Source organism: Pigmentibacter sp. JX0631 (genome assembly GCF_029873255.1).
Taxonomy (GTDB): Bacteria; Bdellovibrionota_B; Oligoflexia; order Silvanigrellales; family Silvanigrellaceae; genus Silvanigrella.
Genome location: NZ_CP123622.1, coordinates 2,605,338 through 2,623,973, shown reverse-complemented (window position 1 = coordinate 2,623,973; position 18,636 = coordinate 2,605,338). Strand labels below are relative to the sequence as shown.

The following is an 18,636-nucleotide window of genomic DNA, read 5'->3' as shown; positions in this document are numbered from 1 at the left end:
TTACTCAACCATTTTTAATAAAAATTGTCCGCACTCTTCAACACTACTCATTATATCAAAATGTCCTGATGCATAAACCGCCCCTGGCATTCCCCAAACAGTGGATGAAGCTTGGTCTTGAATGATAACAGTACCTGCAATAGATTTTACAGCCTGTGCACCAACCATCCCATCTTCACCCATTCCCGTAAGAACAAAAACCGTACAACCGTTTCCATAAATTGCTGATAAGGATTCAAATAAATTATCCACAGCAGGACGCACAGAATTTCTTTTTGGCCCTTGATCTAAACGAATGTAATTATTTCCATCAATCCTTTTTTCAACCGTCATATGGTAATCGCCGGGTGCAATGTAAATACGACCAGGTGAAATAAGTTCTCCTTGTTTTCCCTCAAAACAAGGATGACCTGATATAAATTGAATTCTTTCAGCTAACGCTTCTGTAAACTTAGGTGGCATATGTTGGGCTATTAAAATAGGTGCATTTAATTTATTCCCTTTTAAGGGAGAAAGAACAATTTCCAAGGCATTTGGTCCACCAGTGGAAGAACCAATACCAATTATTTTAGGTTTTTTTAAAAACAAGTTACTTAAATTTATTTTTGGAATTGGTTTTTGCGAATCGTATGTTGGGGATGATATTTTTTTCTCTTGATTGAGTTGTCCTGCTAATTTTCCTTTAAATTGAAGAACTTTTGGAATTAATTCTTTTTTAATTCCATCTAATGCTTCTTCTAAGGAACCCGTTGTCGAGGCTGGTTTAGCAATAAAGTCAGATGCTCCTGCCTTTAATGCGCGAAAAGCCAGATCAATTCCTTCGCCGGTGGGTGCTGCAAAGATGATCACTTTTTGTTGTAAATTTCGTTTGCGCATTTCTTCTAAGGTTTGCATGCCATCCATGACAGGCATTTCTAAATCGAGTATGACGACATCTACTACATTTTGTTCAATTTTTTCTAATGCAATTTTCCCATTTGCAGCGACAGCAACAACAACTATTTCACTGTTTTCTTCTAACGCAGATTTTATTTGTGAGCGAAACACCACAGAATCATCTACTACTAATACACGCATAAAATACACCTAATAAAATATAACTAATTTTTTTTATTTAAAAACTTAATAATGCTATCGACATTAATCGCACTTAGTAATGTATTTGATATTTTATAAACTCCTAACATATATTCACGAATATTTTCTGGTACTGTTTGAGGAGTTTGTTCGAAATCTTTTTCCGATACCTCAATAACATCACCTATTTCATCAACTTGAAAAGAAATTAACATTCCATCTAATTTGCAAACAATATTGATAAATTCATTTGGTACAGAATCTAAAAAACCAAATAAGTGTCTTAATCCTATAGCAGTTGCAACTTGTCCTCGTAAATTTATTAAACCCCGCACATAATCAGGTGCTAATGGAATTGTAGTCATTAACATGGAACGCACGACTTCCTGAACTCTATTTACTTCAATACCATACAATTTGTTGTCTAAATAAAATGAAGAGAACTGCTTTGTTTCAGAATGTACCATTGAATTTTTTTGCTCAGAATTGCTGAGCTCTAAATTACTTGACATTTTACTCTCCACTTGCTGGAACAGTTTTTAAAACTATTTTATCTATTTCTTTTACCATTTTTTCAGCATTTAACTTTTCCATGTAATTTAAAAATCCAGCTTTTTTTCCTTCTTCAATATCTTTGCTACCAAATTTTGTTGTAATCGCCATCATCGGTAAATGCGAAAGTGAATTGTTACCTTTCACTCTTCTGGCTAATTCCAATCCATCCATTTGTGGCATTTCTATATCAGAAAGGACAAAACAATAATGATTTTTTGGAGCCTTTTCCAATATTTCTAATGCGTTTGCACCATCAAATGCTGTGTCAACAATAAACCCAGCATCTTCTAAAACTGTTTTTACATAGTTTCTAAAAAAAGAACTATCTTCAGCATATAAAATTCTACAATTAATTCGTTGTGATTTTAAATCTTTTTCTTGCACTTCATCATTTATTTCATCGGGCTTTTTCACATGACCTACTTGAATTTTTTCTTTTAATATTTCAATCATATTTAAAATATCTGCAACAACTATAATATTATTATCAGTAGTTATCGTTCCTAATATTCCTAATCTATCTTTTATTGATTGATTTATTTTACTAGTAACTTCTATAATGTCATGCACTGCATTTACTTCAATTCCATAAAAATTTTGACCTTTCTTTACAACTATAATAGGAATTCTTGTCGTCTCAATTTTATTTGGCATTTCAAACTGTAAGTTCAAAAATTGTGGCAAGGAAAAAATTGGCAATAATGATTCCCTGTAGCGAATTACTTTTTGTTCACCAGAAAACTCAAATGCTGTTTGTTCAAATTCTTCAATTCTATTCACAAGTGTTAAAGGAACAGCATAGTGCCCTGGGGCACCAACATCAATTAATAAATATTCGCTTGAGTCATGGTGATAGTAATTTGAGATTTTGCTTTTAATTAATGTTGCCTTTTTTTCTTCTGAGTTTTCAAGAGAGATATGAGCTCTTGCAGCAATTCCTAAGACATCGAGAGTAAGTGCTACCGTACCATCACCCATTATTGAAGCCCCGGAAAAAACTTTCAATTCTTTTAAGAATTGGGTTAAAGGTTTTACAACAATATCTGCTGAATCATCAATATCATCAACTATTAATCCAAATAAAAAATTATCCGCATTTAATATCACTACATTTGCAATACTTTTTTCGATTATGGAGAGATCAACTTTTTTACTAAACAAAACTTCAGAAAGAGAGATAATTGGTATAAGTTTTCCTCTTAAACGAAATACCATGTTACCTTGCAGTGATTCAATTTTTTCTGAATTTTGTTCTGTCCCATCAATCATGATTAGCTCTACTAATTTTGTTTGCGGAATAGCAAATTTTTGTTCATTTGCTTTCACAATTAATGCAGGAAGAATGGCCAAACTTAATGGAATTTTTATAACGACTGTTGTTCCTTGACCTTGTGTACTAAATAAATCTACAATTCCCCCTATTTTTTCAATATTCGTTTTTACAACATCCATTCCGACACCTCTACCTGAGATATTAGAAACGGTTGCTGCTGTTGAAAATCCGGGGTAAAAAATGAACATTTGAATTTCTTTTTCAGTCATTTTTGCGAGTTGCTCAATAGTAGCAAACCCTTTTTCTACTGCTTTTTCTCCAATACGTTTAATATCAAGACCTTTACCATCATCAATAACTTCAATAATAACAAGCCCATTTTCATTGTAAGCTTTAATTTGAATTAAAGCTGTTTCTTTCTTCCCAAGTTTTTTTCTTTCTTCAATTGTTTCTATTCCATGATCTATTGCATTGCGAACAATATGCATTAGTGGATCTTTAACTGCTTCGATAACAGTTTTGTCTAATTCTGTTTCAACGCCATGCAATTGCAGTTCTATTTTTTTATCGAGTTCTCTTGATAAATCTCGTACTACTCTTGAATATACAGTCAAAATATTTCCGATGGGTTGCATGCGAGTTTTCATAACTTCTGTTTGCAGCTCAGCGGTTAAAATATTTAACCTTTGACTCATTTTCAAAAATTCCTGATTTTCATCATTTTCTTTCGCATGTTGCAACAATTGATTCCGAATTAATACTAATTCACCTACTAAATTCATTAAACTATTTAATAAAACTACTTGTACTCTGATTGTTTCATTTACATTATCTTCTACAACAACCTTTTTTATTTCCTTATTTTCATTACTGGTAATTGTATTTTGTGAATTTTTTTGAATTTGTTCTTCTTTTTTTGCAATTTGTAAATCGCTTCCTGAAGATTTTTTTAAATTAACATTTCCGCTATCTACTTTAGGAAGATCATCTCCAAAAAATCCAAATCCAGTATTTTCACCTTTATTGCTGCTCACTTGTCCAACTCTTTCTGTAAGATTAATATTATTACCTAAAGTCTGTGGCTTATCGGCTATAAGAAGGACTTCCTTTATAAGGGGTTGTGTTTTTATGAAATTCATTTCAATCGAATTAAAAAATTGGATGAGAAGTTTATCTAACTCTTTACTTTGTTCTGGCTCTTTTTTTATGCTTTTAATGCTGAGTAAAGCAATTTGCATAAAATCAATACCAGTAAAAATACAATCAATAAGCTCCTTTGAAAAAGGTAACTTTTCTTTCCTGACAGGGTCGAGACAAGTCTCGAGCGCGTGGGCAAATTGGCCAATTCGCAAAAATCCAAATAACTGCGCTGAACCTTTAATGGTATGAATATCACGATAGATTGAAGCTAGAAGTTCTTCCTGCAGACCATTTTTTTGAATTTCATTTAGACTTGAGGAAATTCTTTCAAGCATTTCCTGACATTCTTCGATATACTCTTGAAATGCTGCATCGTGTTTACCAGCCATAAATACCTTTCTTATGTAAGCCCTAAACTAGCAGAAATACTTATTTTATAGAGAACATTTGGCACATCTATAATTGAAACCGTTTTTCCATTAATTTGCACATTTCCTAAAATTCCTATTCTATCTATAATATGCGCATCGATTTCTTCATGTCTTTCAACAATATCTAGGACCTCTTCAACTGTAAAACCAACGAATTGTTCATTATTTTTTACAACTACGACATTCATATTTTCTTCGCTATGTTTTAAATTTTTTGTTAAATTCAAAATATTAGCCATATTGTAAACTGGCATTACTTGTTCACGATATTGAATCACATCTAGTGCGCCAGATTTTTGAATGTTTTTTTTTGGAATTTCTTCAATTCTAAAAATATATTCCAACGGAAAAGCAAACATCGATTTTTCTTCTAATTTTGTTACTAACATATTTGAGTTTTGTTTACTTTTATTTATATCTAAATTTGATTCTTTGGAAAAATTTTGGGTAATTTTTTTTATTCCTGTAAATTCCGCTATTTTTTTTGCGTCTAAAACAAGTCCTACAGAGCCATCACCCATGAATGTTGCACCAGCAAAAATCCCCCCAAAGTTAAAGCAATTAGGTATTTTTTTTAATACTATTTCTTCTGAATCAATTATATTATCAATTATAATTGCAAAAGAATACCCCTCATTTCTAATAACCAATATTTCAATGTATTCAGTATTTCCTTTATTCACTGGTTTCAAGTTTAATATTTTATCAAGTTCAACTAAGGGATAAATAACATTTTGTCTTTTTAATACTTTTTGATTAAAAACTGTGAATATACTATCAATAAATTCTTCATTTTTTATGCGTAAAATAATTTCAATGCTTTCCTCTGGTACGGCAAAAGTTCTTTCACTTATTTCAATAATTAAGGAATTTAAAATTGTTACAGATTTTGGCTTTGGTAATTTAAGTGAAAATTTTGTGCCCCTATTTAAATTAGACTCTATCGTCAATTTTCCATTTATTGCTTCCACTGAAGATTTAACCATATCCATTCCAACGCCACGTCCAGAAATATCCGTAACCTTACTTGCAGTACTAAATCCAGGGGCAAAAATAATTTCAAGAATTTCTTTTTCGGTCATTTTATTTATTTGTTCTTGGGTATAGATTGCTTTTTCTAAAGCTTTTAATTTTACTCTTTCTTGATCAATACCTCGACCATCATCTTGAATATTTAAAATAAAGTCATTATTATCTTCTTCACATTTTATCTGAATTGTACCTTTTGCTTGCTTATTTAATTTACCTCTTTCTTCTGGTGTTTCAATCCCATGATCTGCACTATTTCTTACTAAATGAATGATACAATTACTACACACTTCTGCAATTGAATTAGCAACTCTTATGGTATCACCTTCAATCATTAATTGAATATTCTTATTTAATTCTTTTGAAATATCTTTTATAATTCTCTGCAAAGGTTTAAAAATACTGCCAATTGGAACTTTACATATTTCACTAATTTTATTTTGAATGACACTATTAATTTTTGTCATTTCTTCAAACAATTCACTTAAAACATGAATTTCTTTATTTTCAACATACTTTACTTCTAATCCATGAATAATTTTTAAGACCATATTTCTTATTACTGTAATTTCCCCGGAATAGCTTGCTAATTCATCTAGCAGCACAACAGGAACCGAAATATTTTCTTTAACTTTTATGCCAATATTATTTCTTTTTTCTTCTTTTGTATCACTTTTTTCATTTTCTTTCTCATTATAATTTAAATCATTTAATATTTTTTCTAAAGAAAAGGTATGCAAATTTCTTTTTTGGATTGCGCCTACAAGTTCTTTAATTCTATCAAAACCAATAAATAAAGTATTTAAAATACCGTCACTAATTAGCAAGTTATTCTTTTTTACATTCTGAAATATATCCTCATATTTATGAACATATTTGGTTATTATATTTGAAGTTAAACATCCACTTGAACCTTTCAAAGTATGCAATTCCCTAGCAATTGAATTTATTAACTCACCATTATTTCTATCATCCTCTAAAAGAATGAGTTTTTCTTCTACTTCATCAATAATTGAAATTGCTTCTTCAAAAAAAGTAGCTTCTATCGCTCTATTTTCAAGAATATTTTGACTGCGATCCTTTGAATTTTTTTTTACAATTTCTAACATTTTTTCAAATTGAAATGGCTTTTCATAAAAACCACAAATTTTTAAATTTAAAGCCTCAAGCGCCATTTGTTTAGAAACATATGCTGAAATTATTCCAAATGGAATTTTATCATCAAATTCTAAAGTTTTTTTTCTTAATTCAAACCCATTCAAACCAGGCATCATATAGTCACAAAGTACCAGAACTAGATCTTCAATATTATTTTTAAATAATTCTAATCCTTCATTTACATCACTAGTAAAAATAGGTATATAACCCGCTTTTATAATAATTTCTTTGCCTATTTCCAATAAATCATTTTCATCATCAATCCATAGTATTTTTAAATTTTCCTTATTGTTAGACATATTTTTCTCTTATTAAATTTATTAACCACAATATTTATATATTATTGAAATTTATTGAAATAATATATAATGCATTTATTTCCTAATTAACGATAAATAAATAGGAAATAATTAACATCTCAAACGTGACATTTAAAAATAATTTCCTATTTTATTTTTCCTATTTTTCTATAAAGTAAGAAACAACTACTTTACTAGGAATTAACTATGCAAATAAAAACCGATTTAATTAAAGATTGTTTTGAACTTATTAAACCTATTTTAGACCAAATAGTTTTAAGATTTTATGACAATTTGTTTTTAGATTTCCCACAAACAAAACAAATATTAATCAAATATGACCTAGAAAAACAAAAGAAGGTTTTAATAAATTCTTTAATTACAATAATTGATAATTTAGAAAATAAAAAAAATTTATCGCAATTTCTCCAAGAATTAAGCGAGCAATTGCAAAAGTTGCCAATCTCGGATCCTCACTATGATTGGGCTGCACAAACTTTTTTAAAAACGCTAGGTCAATTTTTAGGGCGATCATGGAGCTCTGATTTAAGTCAGGAATGGGGTTGTGTATTTAATTTAATTGTCAATACTTTAAAACAAGGAGTAAATAGCAATATGCAAAATGATCTTCAACATTCGATTGTAGCGCATAGCTCTCAGGAGCAAATTATTTCTGATGGAAAACATGAAACTAGCTGCCTTACTGATGAATTTAAATTAAATATTCAAAATGCAGTAAAAGCTATCGTATTAAAGCAAATAAAATTAGAAGTTGAGAAGTATCTAAAAGAAGAATTAATAGAAATTTCAAGGATGACTCCAGAAGAATTAATTGCCGTAGCCATCCAACCAAAGAGTTAAACCTTAATATTTTTTACTAACACATCTAGTTTACTTGCCAATTCACTTAAAGATTTAGCGGAAATTAATACCTGCGAAGAGCCATTAGAAGTTTGGACTGCTGCTTCAGAAACAACTTTTATATTTTGAGTAATATTGGCAACTCCCTCTGCAGATTGTTGGACAATTCTAGCCACTTCATTTGTTGTAGCAGCTTGTTCTTCTACAGAAGCTGCAATTGCTGTTGCAATACTATTTAATTTTTCAATTGATTGGCTTATTAAAGTTACAGCATCGATAGAACTTTTTGAATCACTTTGAATTCCTGTTATTTTATTTGTAATGTCTTCAGTTGCTTTCGCAGTTTGTTTTGCAAGTTCTTTCACTTCATTTGCAACCACCGCAAAGCCTCTACCAGCATCTCCTGCTCGCGCCGCTTCAATTGTGGCGTTTAATGCCAACAAATTAGTTTGTTGTGCAATAGAACTAATAACTTTTATTACATTACCAATTTCTTTGCTACTTTCACCTAACTTCACAATAATTGAATTTGTATTTTGTGCTTGCTTAAGAGCGAGTGAGCTACTTGCAGAAGCTTCAGCAGCATTGCGCGCAATTTCTTTTATAGCTGCACTCATTTCTTCAGTATTTGTTGCCACAGAGCGCACACCTTGGGAGACTTCTTCAGAAGAAGCCGCTGTTGAGTTTGCTACAGAAGTCGTTTTTTCGGCATTGGTGCTCATTTGTTTTGAAGTGGCATTTAATTCTTCTGACGCTGCTGCAAGTTGTCTGGACGCTTCACCAATATTTTCAGTCAAAACAACTCTATCGGTAATAATTTCCCAAGTTACCATGATACCAATATATTTTTTATCTCCATCATACACTGCTGATGCCAATAAACTTAATTTTTCTGGACCTACTGAAATAATAGCTCTATGCGGAAGATTTTTATCATTTGCAAGTAATCTTCTTTGATGCGCTGGATTTTTATGGAATACATCAATACTCGATCCCACTAATTCATTTAACCGAATGGGCAAATATTTTTCCAATTTTTCTAAAGTTTTTAAACTTGTTGTGTTTACATAAGTAATATTAAAATCCATGTCAGAAAACATCACATTGATTGGAATATTTTCCATCATAGAATTAATTCTAGCTAAGTTACTTTCTACTTGCAATTTTTGGGTTACAATGTCCCAAGTTACCATAACACCAATATATTTTTGGTTTGAGTCATATATTGCTGAAACTAAAAGATCCAATTTTTCTGGCCCAACAGCAATAATTGCACGATGGGGTAAATTTTTATCATTTGCTAAAATTCTTCTTTGATGCGCTGGTACTTTATGAAAAATATCGATACTCGATCCCACTATTGCATTAACTCTGATTGGGAGAAATTTTTCAATTTTTTGCAGTGTATCTTTACTAGTTTGATTAACATATGTAATGATAAAATTTAAATCACAAAACATAATGTTTATTGGAGAGTTATCAGCCATTCCTTTATATTCATCTAAATTTAAACCAGTCAAAGTTGATAAATTTAGACCTGGAATATTTGTATTTTGATTACCTTTTAACTCTTCCATTATTATCCCCTTAGAATTAGTAATTTTAGCAATATCTTTTAATCCATTAAAAATAACATAGTCGATAAATGATATAGAAATAAAAAGTGTTTATTTTTTGTCTATTGCAGTCAACACGGTTGATTGTATAATAAAGCATACTGCCAATTATTTTATTCTACGGAGAACCAAATGGCTCACAAAATTTTAATTGTTGATGATGCTAAAACAATTCGCCAACAAGTGAATTTTACCTTAACAAAAGGGGGCTTTGAAGTCATTGAAGCAGAAGATGGGGTAGATGGAATTGCAAAATTGAAAAATAATAAAGACGTTAAAGCAATTATCAGCGATATCAACATGCCAAATATGGGTGGACTTGAAATGGTAACACAAATAAATACAAGTAGTGATTTGCCCCATCCACCAATATTAATGCTAACCACTGAAGGTGCAGCCGAAATGATAGCTGAAGCAAAAAAAGCAGGAGCCAGCGGTTGGATCACAAAACCTTTTAAGCCTGAAGTCTTAATCGAAGCCGTAAAAAAATTAGTTGGTGGTTAAAATTGAGGGTTAAATGTTAAAAATTAAAATTTTTATCTTTTTGTTTCTATCTCTATTAACGAAAAATTCTTTCGCTGCATTTTATACTCTTGACTACCCCCCTTTTAGCTGCACACATGAACAGGCAACAAAAGGTATTTCAATTCACTTTGTCCGTGAAGTTCTAAAATTAGTTGATATTAAAGAAGAAATCATCATTGGTAACTGGTCTGTGGGACTAGAAAAAGCAAAAAAAAATGAAATTGATGGCATATTTCCTACAATTAAAACAACCGAACGCAATGATTTTTTAATTTTCCCCAAAGAAACCCTATTTACAGAAAATATTGTTGCAATTGGAAAAAACACACCAGAATTAAATTTAATTGATGACATTTCAAAACTTGCTGGAAAAAAAATTTGCTCTGGGAAAGGTTTTAGCCTTGGAAATAAAATTGATACTTTAGTGAAAGAAAAGAAAATAATTCGAGAAGATGAAACAGATGTTAAATTTTGTCTTAGTTCTGTTTTAAGTAATAAAGTTGACTATTTTCTTGCAGATAAATTAATTGCAGAGTTTGCTTTAATTCATTTTGAAAATAAGGAAAACAACTTAGCTATAGCAGAGAAAATTTTAGACTCTACCCCAAACTACCTTGCTTTTACAAAAAAAAGTAAATACATAAAAAAAATTCCTGAAATTGAATTAAATATTAAAAAACTCAAGCAGGAAAATTTTATTAAACAATTAATGACGAAAGAATTTAAAGATTGTTTTTAAATTTCACAACCATTATAAAAACTTATCCAATCCCTCACAATTATTTAGAATTCCATTTTGATACAACGGGATAAGATCATTTTTAAGACGTACATTACTGATGTCAGAAGATATTTTATTGTAATTATTTTTTAAAACTTGAATAGTTTCACTAAACTGGTTATTCATAAAATCTTTCCATTTTTTAACATCTGAATATTGCATATAATCTTTGCTACAGTAATTTGTAATAGTTTCTAATACATTTGTAGCAGTATATCTAAAAGAATTTACATTAGAATTTTCAACCAACATAATTCCTTTTAAATTATTTTCGTCAGTACTATTTAAGCCATAATAGGCTGAAGTATTACCTATTTTTGTATAATACAAATCTACTAACGAATTATTTGCATTTTCAAGTTTTGATAACTGTTCAAATAAAGCTACTTTTTTAGAATTTATATTATTGCATTCAGCATTCTTAAGCGCTCTATCGTCTGCAGAACCTTGAGAGTTTTTTGAAGAGGAAGCGCCTTCTCCACAACTATTTAATATTGTTAAAACAATTATAGAAATAGCTGTTTTTTTAATTAAATTCATATACTATATAAACCTTTCATCATATCTCGCATTTTTCATAATAATAGTCGGTATGAAATAAGGATATTTTAATGTATTTTATAAAAATATCAAGAAAAATAAATGTAATTCAAAGTTAATAAAAAAAATTATATTTATTATTATTAATTCAAATACTTATACACATTTTATAACCTTAATTACCTGAAAAAATTTTAATTTACCCATATTTTCAAAGAACTATTTCATAAAAATAATTCCTTATTTTGAAAAAAACACTACGGCTTTATAACATTATGAAATTAAAGAAAAAATTGTAGTATAGATCAGCAACTCATATTCAATTGTACTTCAAATGTAGTATTACGTGCATTTTCGAGATATTTTAAGAAACCATTATTTGCTTGAATAATTCCTTTTGCGATACAAAGCCCTAAACCTTTTGGTAAATTCATAAATTCTTTTGATGAGACAAAGGGTTCCATTAATCTAGCCTGTAAATTTTTAGGAATTCCATTCCCTGAGTCCACAAATTGAATTACGATAGAACTATCCAAATTTTTAACTGCAGAAATATTAATCCAGCGCTCAGAATGAGTTAAAATAGATTCATAAGAATTTAATATTAAGTTATAAAAAGCATGCGATAAATTAATAAGTTTACATTTTATCAACAAATTATCAGGAATATTTAAACTAACTTCAATACTATCTTTAGAAAATTTCCGTTCAAACATAAAAAAAATAGATTGAAAAATTTCTTTTACCGAAACTTCAGTTACAGCTTCATTGTCGTCACAATGAGAGAAATCTCTTAAAGATTTAATTATTTTAGAAATTCTATTACTTGCATTAGTAATAACTTCCATATCTCGTTTTAAATTGAGGGACTCTAATATTTTATTTTCAGAGGCTTCCATTTTAGATGTTATACCAGATATTTTTCCCAGAATAATGGCTAATGGATTATTGATTTCATGCGCAATACCAGAAGACAAGTTGGCTATCGAATTTTGTCTTTCTTTGCGTATGAAATCTAACCTAACAGTTTCTAATTCTTTTTTTGCTTTGTACAATTCAAAATAATTGATTACTTGTTTAGACAATACAAGGAGCATTTCTTTTTGTTTATTTGTTAATTGTTTTGTTTGATGATCTATTACGCACAATGTACCAATATTGTTACCATTTGGTGTTTTTAACGGTTGCCCAGCATAAAATCGCACATTGGGCTGACCAAGCACTAAAGGGTTATTCTTAAATCGCTCATCTTTATGAGAATCTTCCACCAAAAATAATTCATGCTGTTCAATTGCATGGGTACAAAATGAAATATCTCTTGCCGTTTGAGTTGCTTCCAATCCTGTTTTTGATTTAAACCATTGTCTATCTTTATCCACTAAGGAGATTAATGCTATCGGAACTTCACAAATACTTGCTGCAAGCTGGGTAATTTCATCCAAATTAAAGTCAGCATCTGAATCTAATATTTGATAACTATACAATTCTTGTATACGTTTTTCTTCATTGCAAAAAGCGTTTTGAATCATAAAAATCTCCTTAAGTAAAAATGATTTGATAAAAAAATTTTATACTTAGTCTTTAAAGAAAGGTCTTTAAAGAAACAGATAACTCGTTTGCTAATTGTAATTCATGTTTAGATAATTCTCTATTTTCTTCAGACATGTGTTCAAGAATATGACTCTCAATTACTTCACACATAAGACCAGTGAGCGCCCCTCGCACCGAAGCAAGAGTGTGCAATATTTTTTTACAATCCTCGTCACTATCTAATGCTTGTTCTACACTTTTTAATTGCCCTTGCATTTTTTTTACCCTCGCAATTAAACGCATTTTATTTGAAATAATATGTGATTTTTCATTTGCAGACCGTATTGACATAATATACCCCCCTATCCTATAATTTCTTAACAGATCTTCAACAGAAGGTCAATTCAATGCTCACCCAGAGGTTCTTATGTCACAAGAAAATATGAAAGAATTAAAATTTTCCATAACCGGGATGGATTGCCCAAGTTGCGCACAAAAAATTGAAATATTCTGCCAAAAAATAAAGGGAGTAAAAGATGCAAAAGTAAATTTTATAAATTCTACTTTATTGTTGAAATTTGATGTTGATCTTTTTATCAAAGAACAGTTTTTTCTCTCAACAAAAAAAATTGGGTATACATTGTTCGAAATTAAGAATGAGATTAATACTCTATCTACATCAGAATTAAAAAAACAATTTAGAAAAAACAAAAAATTTAAAAGTTTCCCGCAAGAAAAAAAAATCTCAGAGCAAAATAAAACAGAGATAAAAATATCTAATTTTTCAAAAATTGTAACATTCTTTTCAAACCATAACTGGAAAACAATAGGTATATTAAGTTTTATCTATATTATTCTACTTTCTCTGCAATTTTTTACTAACAAAAATTGGCATTTCCTATTCACAATTCTAACTTTAATTCCATTCTTCCCCATTGTAAAAAAAGCATTTTACTTAGGAAAATCCGGGCAGATGTTTAGCGTGGAGACACTGATGAGCATCTCCAGTTTAGGAGCCATTATAATTGGCGCAAGTGAAGAAGCTGCTGCGGTGCTAATCCTTTACTTAATAGGCGAAAAACTAGAATCCGCCACTTTGGCTAAAAGCAATCAAGAGTTGAAAACTCTTTTGACAATTTTGCCAGATAAAGTAACACGCATATTAGCAAATAAAGAACAGGAAATTATTAATTTATCCGAAGTTAAAGTAGATGACATTTTAGAAATAAAACCCGGAGATAGATTTCCAGTCGATGGAAAGGTAATATCAGGAGAATCCTTTGTAGATGAGTCATTAATTACAGGAGAAGCAACACCTATATTCAAAAGCAAAACTGTTTTGGTCTCTGCAGGTTCTATTAATATTGATGGTTACTTAGTAATTCAAGCAAATACAACTGCACAAAATAATACGGTTAGTAAATTAGTAAAGCTTATTTCTGAAGCTCAAGCGTCAAAAACAAAAACAATGCGCAGTATTGAACAATTTAGTAAATTTTATACTCCTGCAGTTTTGTTTTTTGGTATTTTAGTAGCTTGTATTCCTCCACTTTTTTTCCAAGAAAGTTGGCTTGTATGGATATATCGGGGATTAGCTATTTTACTCATAGGATGTCCTTGTGCTTTAGTTATTTCTACACCTTCAGCTATATCTACAGGTATATTAATAGCAGCAAAATTAGGGATATTAATAAAAAATGCTGTTTCTTTAGAGACAATTGGAAAAATAAAACAAATAGCATTTGATAAAACTGGAACTTTAACCTATGGAAAATTGGATGTTACTAAAATTGTTACTTTTGATAAACCTGATACACAAATATTACAAATTGCAGCAAGTATAGAAGCAAAAACAAATCATCCTTTAGCTAAAGGTATCATAGAGTATGCTAAAAATTTAGATATTTCTTTCTTAGTAGTAAAAAATTCTAAAACAATTCCTGGAATAGGAGTCCAAGGAGAAATAAATGAACTCCCAGTGTTAATTTGTTCTCCTCAATATGCAAAAAAACTAACGCCCATTTCTCTGTATTTTGAAAATGAAATTATTGAATTACAAAACAATGGAAATACTGTAATTTGTATAATTGTGAATTTTAAACTAGAAGGATTAATTGCCTTAAAAGATAAAGTAAAATTTGAGGCAAAAGAAGCAATAAAAAATTTAAAAAAATTAAATATTAATTCTACTATACTGACAGGAGATAATGCAGCTACAGCAAGATTAATTGCTGATCAACTAGACATTGCAGTAAAAGCAGAACTACTACCTAGTGAGAAGTTAAATTTTATTAAATCAAACTCTGAAAAAGCTTTTATTGCTATGGTTGGTGATGGTATAAATGACGCGCCAGCTTTGGCTGCTGCTAATATAGCAATTGCTATGGGAAACGGGAGTAATATTGCAATAGATTCTTCCCAAGTTATAATAACGGGTAATAAATTAACAAGTATAATTGATGCTATATCCCTTTCTAAAAAAGTAATGCTGACTATTAAACAAAATATACTTATTGCAGTTGGTCTGAAAGTAATTTTTTTCACTTTGACTATTTTTGGTAGTACTCAATTATGGATGGCAATTCTTGCTGATACAGGTGCAACATTAATTGTTACATTAAATTCTTTAAGTATTTTATTGTATAAATCAAAATTTAGTCGTTGAAGTTAACTTTTATCCATTTTTTTTGTTCATTACTAATATATGCTAATTCAATTAATTTAATGACATTTACAGCATCGTTGGGATCAACAGGGTTTACTTGTTGTTCAACCATAGCTGAATAAATTTGCTGATAAAATTGAAAATAATTTCCTGCTAAAGTTGGTATATCAGTTTCCAATTGCCGCCCTTCAATGAATTGAATATATTTGCTTTTATTTTCTATATTATTATCTACACCCCAATCCGCAAAATTTATTTTTTCACCTTTAGCTAATAAGTTTAAGGCATTTTCTTGCGGATCTTGACCATTTTTTTGAAAAAATCCGTTGTCACCTAAAATAGAAAATACCGGTCGAGGTTGAAAACCTAAATTTGATGCACCGAGAATTGCAGTTGTTTTTTCATATTTTAAAATAAGATGAAAATAATCTAATGTTGAAGCATTCGTTCTTTGCAATTGAAGATTAGCAAAAATTTCTTTTGGCATTCCTAATGTAAATACAGCTTGATCTAATAAATGCGAGCCTAAATCATATAAAATTCCAGAACCTTCTTGATCTTGTTCTTTCCATTTTTGTTTATTTACTATAGGTCTAAATCTATCATAATAACTTTCATATAATGAAATGTTTTGCAGTTTCTTCTCCGCAATACAATTTTGCAGAGTTAAAAATCCATTATCCCAACGTCTATTCTGAAAAACACTTAATAATAAATTTTGTTTTTTAGAGATATTAATTAACTCTTCCCCTTGTGCAGATGAAACTACAAATGGTTTATCTACAACAACATTTTTTCCTGCAAGTAATGCTTTTTTTGCCAATGAAAAATGTTCTTTATTAGGTGCCGTAATAATAATTAAATCTAATTCTTTTATTTTGCAGAGTTGATCATAATCAGCAATGACAGAGACATTTGGATAAAATTTTTGCACCTTTTCCAATTGAGAAGAGTTTACATAGCACAAATTAAAACAATTGCTATTCGTTATTATAGGAGCATGAAAGGTGGAGCCAGATAAACCAAAACCTACGATTGCAGTATTTAATTTTTTCATGAGAGCATCCAAAAAAAAGACTATAGAATAATTTATATTCTATAGTCAATTCATTTAATACATTGAATTTGTTACTCTAAAGTTAATCTACCAGAGCAGGAAGTAACAGCATCTTCAATTGATATTTCGGAATCCATAGTTGATTTGCAAGAATATACTTTTCTAAACTTCTTCTGCTTACCAATATATGCTTCAATAACGCAGCGAGTTTCTACTACTCGATCTTCCGTTTTTGGTATTTTAGAGCCAACTTTTGCTTTGCAACTTGAAAGAATTCTTCTTTTAGATTCAGTTCCTTCGGAAACAGCTCCATCCATTATTTTAATTTTTTCGTCTTTATCCTCTTCTAATAAAGAGATAAGATCATCTCTTAAAGCTAGAGATACTTTATCTTTATTTGAGATAAATACATATTGATCTTTATCACCTTCTTTGGCAACTAGTTCCGAAAGTTTACTAAAAACATCTTCATCTTTCGAAATTTTATCGCACCCACTATTAATTTTACAAAGATTTAAATCATCTTCATAAGTATTTTGATAGTCTGCTAGAAATTTTTTAGCAGTATCAACATTTTTAGCAAGCGATTCATCATCTTTCGCATTTTCTAAAGATTGAGCTAAACTTTTAGCTTTCTTATCTATAGAAGCTAGCTTTTCTTGTAAAGAATTCATAAAAAAAGCTTTTTCTAGAGTAACAACAGCTGAAAAAGTATCTTTATTATTACATCTTTTTAATGTTTTAGCTCCAATAATTACTTCAGAAACCACAGATTTTGATGTTGCATTTAGAGAAGCATTCTCATTTGTTTCTTCAACAGTAGCCGTTGCTGTTACTTTTTGTCTTATATTTCTTGCCAAATCTACTTGTGCATTTTGATCTGCTTCTTTCTGAGAAGATCCTGTTCCATAACCAACATATAATTCTTTTTGTGTTTTGGATTGTAGATCTGCAAGAGTTGAACAAGGATCTGTTTGTGCATATATATTACTTAATAAAGAAATAGAAGACAAACTAATAAATAAACTAAGAGCTTTCATTTTTCACCTTTATTATAACAGATGAGAATAATTGTTAGGAAGGATACTTTATTTGTCATTAATCTTCTGATTTTTCAGAAGCACCAGCATCCTTATTCCCTACGCTATCAATGAATTGTTTTTGTGCATCAAGTAATTTTCTGCGAATTTCAGGATTTCCACCAGGTGCGCCATTAATAGCATCACGCATTTGTTTATCTAAAACTGTTTTTTCAATCGCGACTTGAACAGCACACATGAGCTTTTGAGTAGGTCTTACCCCTGACTCATCTGCTTCCATCGTTTTTTCCCAATAAGTAGTAGTTACTTTAGCTCCTGAGATATTCCCTTGGGATAAAAATGCTGTTAGAGATGAAAGAGATGGATCTGTAGAAGCATTTAAATCTTCAACTTGTCCAGAAGCAGTAACAGAGTTTTTAATATATTTCAACATTTCTGCAACGGCTTGAGTACGAGCCATTGAAACACAAGCGTCAGGTCTTGATGCCCCACTTAATGTTACCTTGTGAATAAAAATAATATTAGAACCTTCTTCACGTATTACAGAACTATTCAAAACCCAATCAGGAGTCTCTAAAGTTTTATCAGAATTTGCTATTACTTCCTGTTTTACGTACTTAGAAGAAGATTTACAAGATGATAAAAAAATTGTACTGATAGAAGAAATTATAATTAAACTTGTTTTTAATGTCTTAGATTTTGAAAACATAACTAACCTCAAATAAAAGAGTTTGCAAAACACAGATAATATTATATGTGTTTAGTGCTTTTCGCAAATAACTTTTTCATAAATAAAATGGGGTTTATCTAGAATTGAATTTTGGATAAAAAAAACTGTTGTGAATGTAAAAAAAATACCTAAACTTGCAATAAAAACACCGCCTAAAAAGCCTAGCCAAAACCACCATTTTTTTATTTGATTTGAATGTTGATTTTTTTCTTTTGAATTTTTTATCACATCATTTAAAAAGCTTTGTGTTTCTTGAGCGCCAATAATAACAGGAATAGCTTTGTCTGAATTATCAAAAACAAAAGAATTCTTATTTTGGCTCTTCATGG

16 protein-coding genes are annotated in these 18,636 nt (G+C 29.9%); 4 read left to right on the top strand and 12 right to left on the bottom strand.

Going from position 1 to position 18,636, the window contains the following annotated elements:
* The 4 genes from cheB to QEJ31_RS11410 are packed head-to-tail and all read right to left on the bottom strand — an operon-like array spanning position 1 to position 6,962.
* A complete protein-coding gene (gene cheB, locus QEJ31_RS11425; RefSeq protein WP_280590246.1) occupies positions 1-1,077 on the bottom strand; it encodes a chemotaxis-specific protein-glutamate methyltransferase CheB in 1,077 nt (358 codons plus the stop codon).
* A 23-nt stretch (positions 1,078-1,100) separates the two neighbouring features.
* On the bottom strand, positions 1,101-1,589 hold the full coding sequence (locus QEJ31_RS11420; RefSeq protein ID WP_280590244.1) for a chemotaxis protein CheW: 489 nt from the start codon (positions 1,587-1,589) through the stop codon (positions 1,101-1,103).
* Position 1,590: 1 nt separating this feature from the next.
* Positions 1,591-4,434: a chemotaxis protein CheW gene (locus QEJ31_RS11415; RefSeq protein ID WP_280590242.1), complete on the bottom strand. Its 2,844-nt coding sequence runs from the start codon at positions 4,432-4,434 to the stop codon at positions 1,591-1,593.
* A gap of 11 nt (positions 4,435-4,445) precedes the next feature.
* Positions 4,446-6,962, bottom strand: coding sequence for a chemotaxis protein CheW (locus QEJ31_RS11410; RefSeq protein WP_280590241.1), 2,517 nt, complete (start codon positions 6,960-6,962; stop codon positions 4,446-4,448).
* A 207-nt stretch (positions 6,963-7,169) separates the two neighbouring features.
* Here QEJ31_RS11410 and QEJ31_RS11405 point away from each other — a divergent pair, with 207 nt between their 5' ends.
* Positions 7,170-7,823: a globin domain-containing protein gene (locus QEJ31_RS11405; protein WP_280590239.1), complete on the top strand. Its 654-nt coding sequence runs from the start codon at positions 7,170-7,172 to the stop codon at positions 7,821-7,823.
* Here QEJ31_RS11405 and QEJ31_RS11400 read toward each other — a convergent pair.
* The gene (locus tag QEJ31_RS11400) at positions 7,820-9,400 is read right to left on the bottom strand and encodes a PAS domain-containing methyl-accepting chemotaxis protein (RefSeq protein WP_280590237.1); all 1,581 of its coding nucleotides are present in this window, start codon (positions 9,398-9,400) and stop codon (positions 7,820-7,822) included. The two genes, QEJ31_RS11405 and QEJ31_RS11400, sit on opposite strands and share 4 nt — an antisense overlap.
* 171 nt (positions 9,401-9,571) lie before the next feature.
* Between QEJ31_RS11400 and QEJ31_RS11395 the strand changes: the two genes are divergently transcribed.
* Together QEJ31_RS11395 and QEJ31_RS11390 are read left to right on the top strand one after the other, a co-directional pair.
* Positions 9,572-9,943: a response regulator gene (locus QEJ31_RS11395; RefSeq protein ID WP_280590235.1), complete on the top strand. Its 372-nt coding sequence runs from the start codon at positions 9,572-9,574 to the stop codon at positions 9,941-9,943.
* A 13-nt stretch (positions 9,944-9,956) separates the two neighbouring features.
* On the top strand, positions 9,957-10,703 hold the full coding sequence (locus QEJ31_RS11390; RefSeq protein ID WP_280590233.1) for a transporter substrate-binding domain-containing protein: 747 nt from the start codon (positions 9,957-9,959) through the stop codon (positions 10,701-10,703).
* A gap of 12 nt (positions 10,704-10,715) precedes the next feature.
* On the opposite strand, the gene QEJ31_RS11385 is transcribed toward QEJ31_RS11390, so the two are convergent.
* The 3 genes from QEJ31_RS11385 to QEJ31_RS11375 all read right to left on the bottom strand — a co-directional run bounded on the left by QEJ31_RS11385 (position 10,716) and on the right by QEJ31_RS11375 (position 13,166).
* Positions 10,716-11,285: a hypothetical protein gene (locus tag QEJ31_RS11385; RefSeq protein ID WP_280590231.1), complete on the bottom strand. Its 570-nt coding sequence runs from the start codon at positions 11,283-11,285 to the stop codon at positions 10,716-10,718.
* 305 nt (positions 11,286-11,590) lie between these two features.
* Entirely contained in the window at positions 11,591-12,814 is a 1,224-nt protein-coding gene (locus QEJ31_RS11380; protein WP_280590230.1) for a GAF domain-containing sensor histidine kinase, read from the bottom strand.
* Between the two features lie 52 nt (positions 12,815-12,866).
* Complete coding sequence (locus tag QEJ31_RS11375) at positions 12,867-13,166, bottom strand: metal/formaldehyde-sensitive transcriptional repressor (protein ID WP_280590229.1); 300 nt, start codon at positions 13,164-13,166, stop codon at positions 12,867-12,869.
* 76 nt (positions 13,167-13,242) lie between these two features.
* On the opposite strand from QEJ31_RS11375, the gene QEJ31_RS11370 reads away from it, so the two are divergent.
* Entirely contained in the window at positions 13,243-15,480 is a 2,238-nt protein-coding gene (locus QEJ31_RS11370; RefSeq protein ID WP_280590228.1) for a cation-translocating P-type ATPase, read from the top strand.
* Here QEJ31_RS11370 and QEJ31_RS11365 read toward each other — a convergent pair.
* The 4 genes from QEJ31_RS11365 to QEJ31_RS11350 form a co-directional block, all read right to left on the bottom strand.
* On the bottom strand, positions 15,470-16,537 hold the full coding sequence (locus QEJ31_RS11365) for a Gfo/Idh/MocA family oxidoreductase (RefSeq protein ID WP_280590226.1): 1,068 nt from the start codon (positions 16,535-16,537) through the stop codon (positions 15,470-15,472). The genes QEJ31_RS11370 and QEJ31_RS11365 overlap by 11 nt on opposite strands.
* Before the next feature lie 71 nt (positions 16,538-16,608).
* Positions 16,609-17,577 carry a hypothetical protein gene (locus tag QEJ31_RS11360; RefSeq protein ID WP_280590224.1) on the bottom strand — a complete coding sequence of 323 codons (969 nt, stop codon included), beginning with the start codon at positions 17,575-17,577 and terminating at the stop codon, positions 16,609-16,611.
* Positions 17,578-17,635: 58 nt separating this feature from the next.
* Positions 17,636-18,286, bottom strand: a complete 651-nt coding sequence (locus QEJ31_RS11355) for a hypothetical protein (protein ID WP_280590222.1) — start codon at positions 18,284-18,286, stop codon at positions 17,636-17,638.
* 51 nt (positions 18,287-18,337) lie between these two features.
* Positions 18,338-18,634 (bottom strand): hypothetical protein, encoded by a 297-nt coding sequence (locus QEJ31_RS11350; RefSeq protein WP_280590221.1) that lies wholly within the window; start codon positions 18,632-18,634, stop codon positions 18,338-18,340.
* Positions 18,635-18,636: the final 2 nt, after the last annotated feature.

Excerpts from the sequence above, each read along its gene's own strand:
- QEJ31_RS11360 (WP_280590224.1), bottom strand. The coding sequence starts at position 17,577 with ATGAAAGCTCTTAGTTTATTTATTAGTTTGTCTTCTATTTCTTTATTA.
- QEJ31_RS11365 (WP_280590226.1), bottom strand. The coding sequence starts at position 16,537 with ATGAAAAAATTAAATACTGCAATCGTAGGTTTTGGTTTATCTGGCTCC.
- QEJ31_RS11410 (WP_280590241.1), bottom strand. The coding sequence starts at position 6,962 with ATGTCTAACAATAAGGAAAATTTAAAAATACTATGGATTGATGATGAA.
- cheB (WP_280590246.1), bottom strand. The coding sequence starts at position 1,077 with ATGCGTGTATTAGTAGTAGATGATTCTGTGGTGTTTCGCTCACAAATA.
- QEJ31_RS11380 (WP_280590230.1), bottom strand. The coding sequence starts at position 12,814 with ATGATTCAAAACGCTTTTTGCAATGAAGAAAAACGTATACAAGAATTG.
- QEJ31_RS11405 (WP_280590239.1), top strand. The coding sequence starts at position 7,170 with ATGCAAATAAAAACCGATTTAATTAAAGATTGTTTTGAACTTATTAAA.
- QEJ31_RS11355 (WP_280590222.1), bottom strand. The coding sequence starts at position 18,286 with ATGTTTTCAAAATCTAAGACATTAAAAACAAGTTTAATTATAATTTCT.
- QEJ31_RS11400 (WP_280590237.1), bottom strand. The coding sequence starts at position 9,400 with ATGGAAGAGTTAAAAGGTAATCAAAATACAAATATTCCAGGTCTAAAT.
- QEJ31_RS11395 (WP_280590235.1), top strand. The coding sequence starts at position 9,572 with ATGGCTCACAAAATTTTAATTGTTGATGATGCTAAAACAATTCGCCAA.
- QEJ31_RS11390 (WP_280590233.1), top strand. The coding sequence starts at position 9,957 with ATGTTAAAAATTAAAATTTTTATCTTTTTGTTTCTATCTCTATTAACG.
- QEJ31_RS11350 (WP_280590221.1), bottom strand. The coding sequence starts at position 18,634 with ATGAAGAGCCAAAATAAGAATTCTTTTGTTTTTGATAATTCAGACAAA.
- QEJ31_RS11420 (WP_280590244.1), bottom strand. The coding sequence starts at position 1,589 with ATGTCAAGTAATTTAGAGCTCAGCAATTCTGAGCAAAAAAATTCAATG.
- QEJ31_RS11415 (WP_280590242.1), bottom strand. The coding sequence starts at position 4,434 with ATGGCTGGTAAACACGATGCAGCATTTCAAGAGTATATCGAAGAATGT.
- QEJ31_RS11385 (WP_280590231.1), bottom strand. The coding sequence starts at position 11,285 with ATGAATTTAATTAAAAAAACAGCTATTTCTATAATTGTTTTAACAATA.
- QEJ31_RS11375 (WP_280590229.1), bottom strand. The coding sequence starts at position 13,166 with ATGTCAATACGGTCTGCAAATGAAAAATCACATATTATTTCAAATAAA.
- QEJ31_RS11370 (WP_280590228.1), top strand. The coding sequence starts at position 13,243 with ATGTCACAAGAAAATATGAAAGAATTAAAATTTTCCATAACCGGGATG.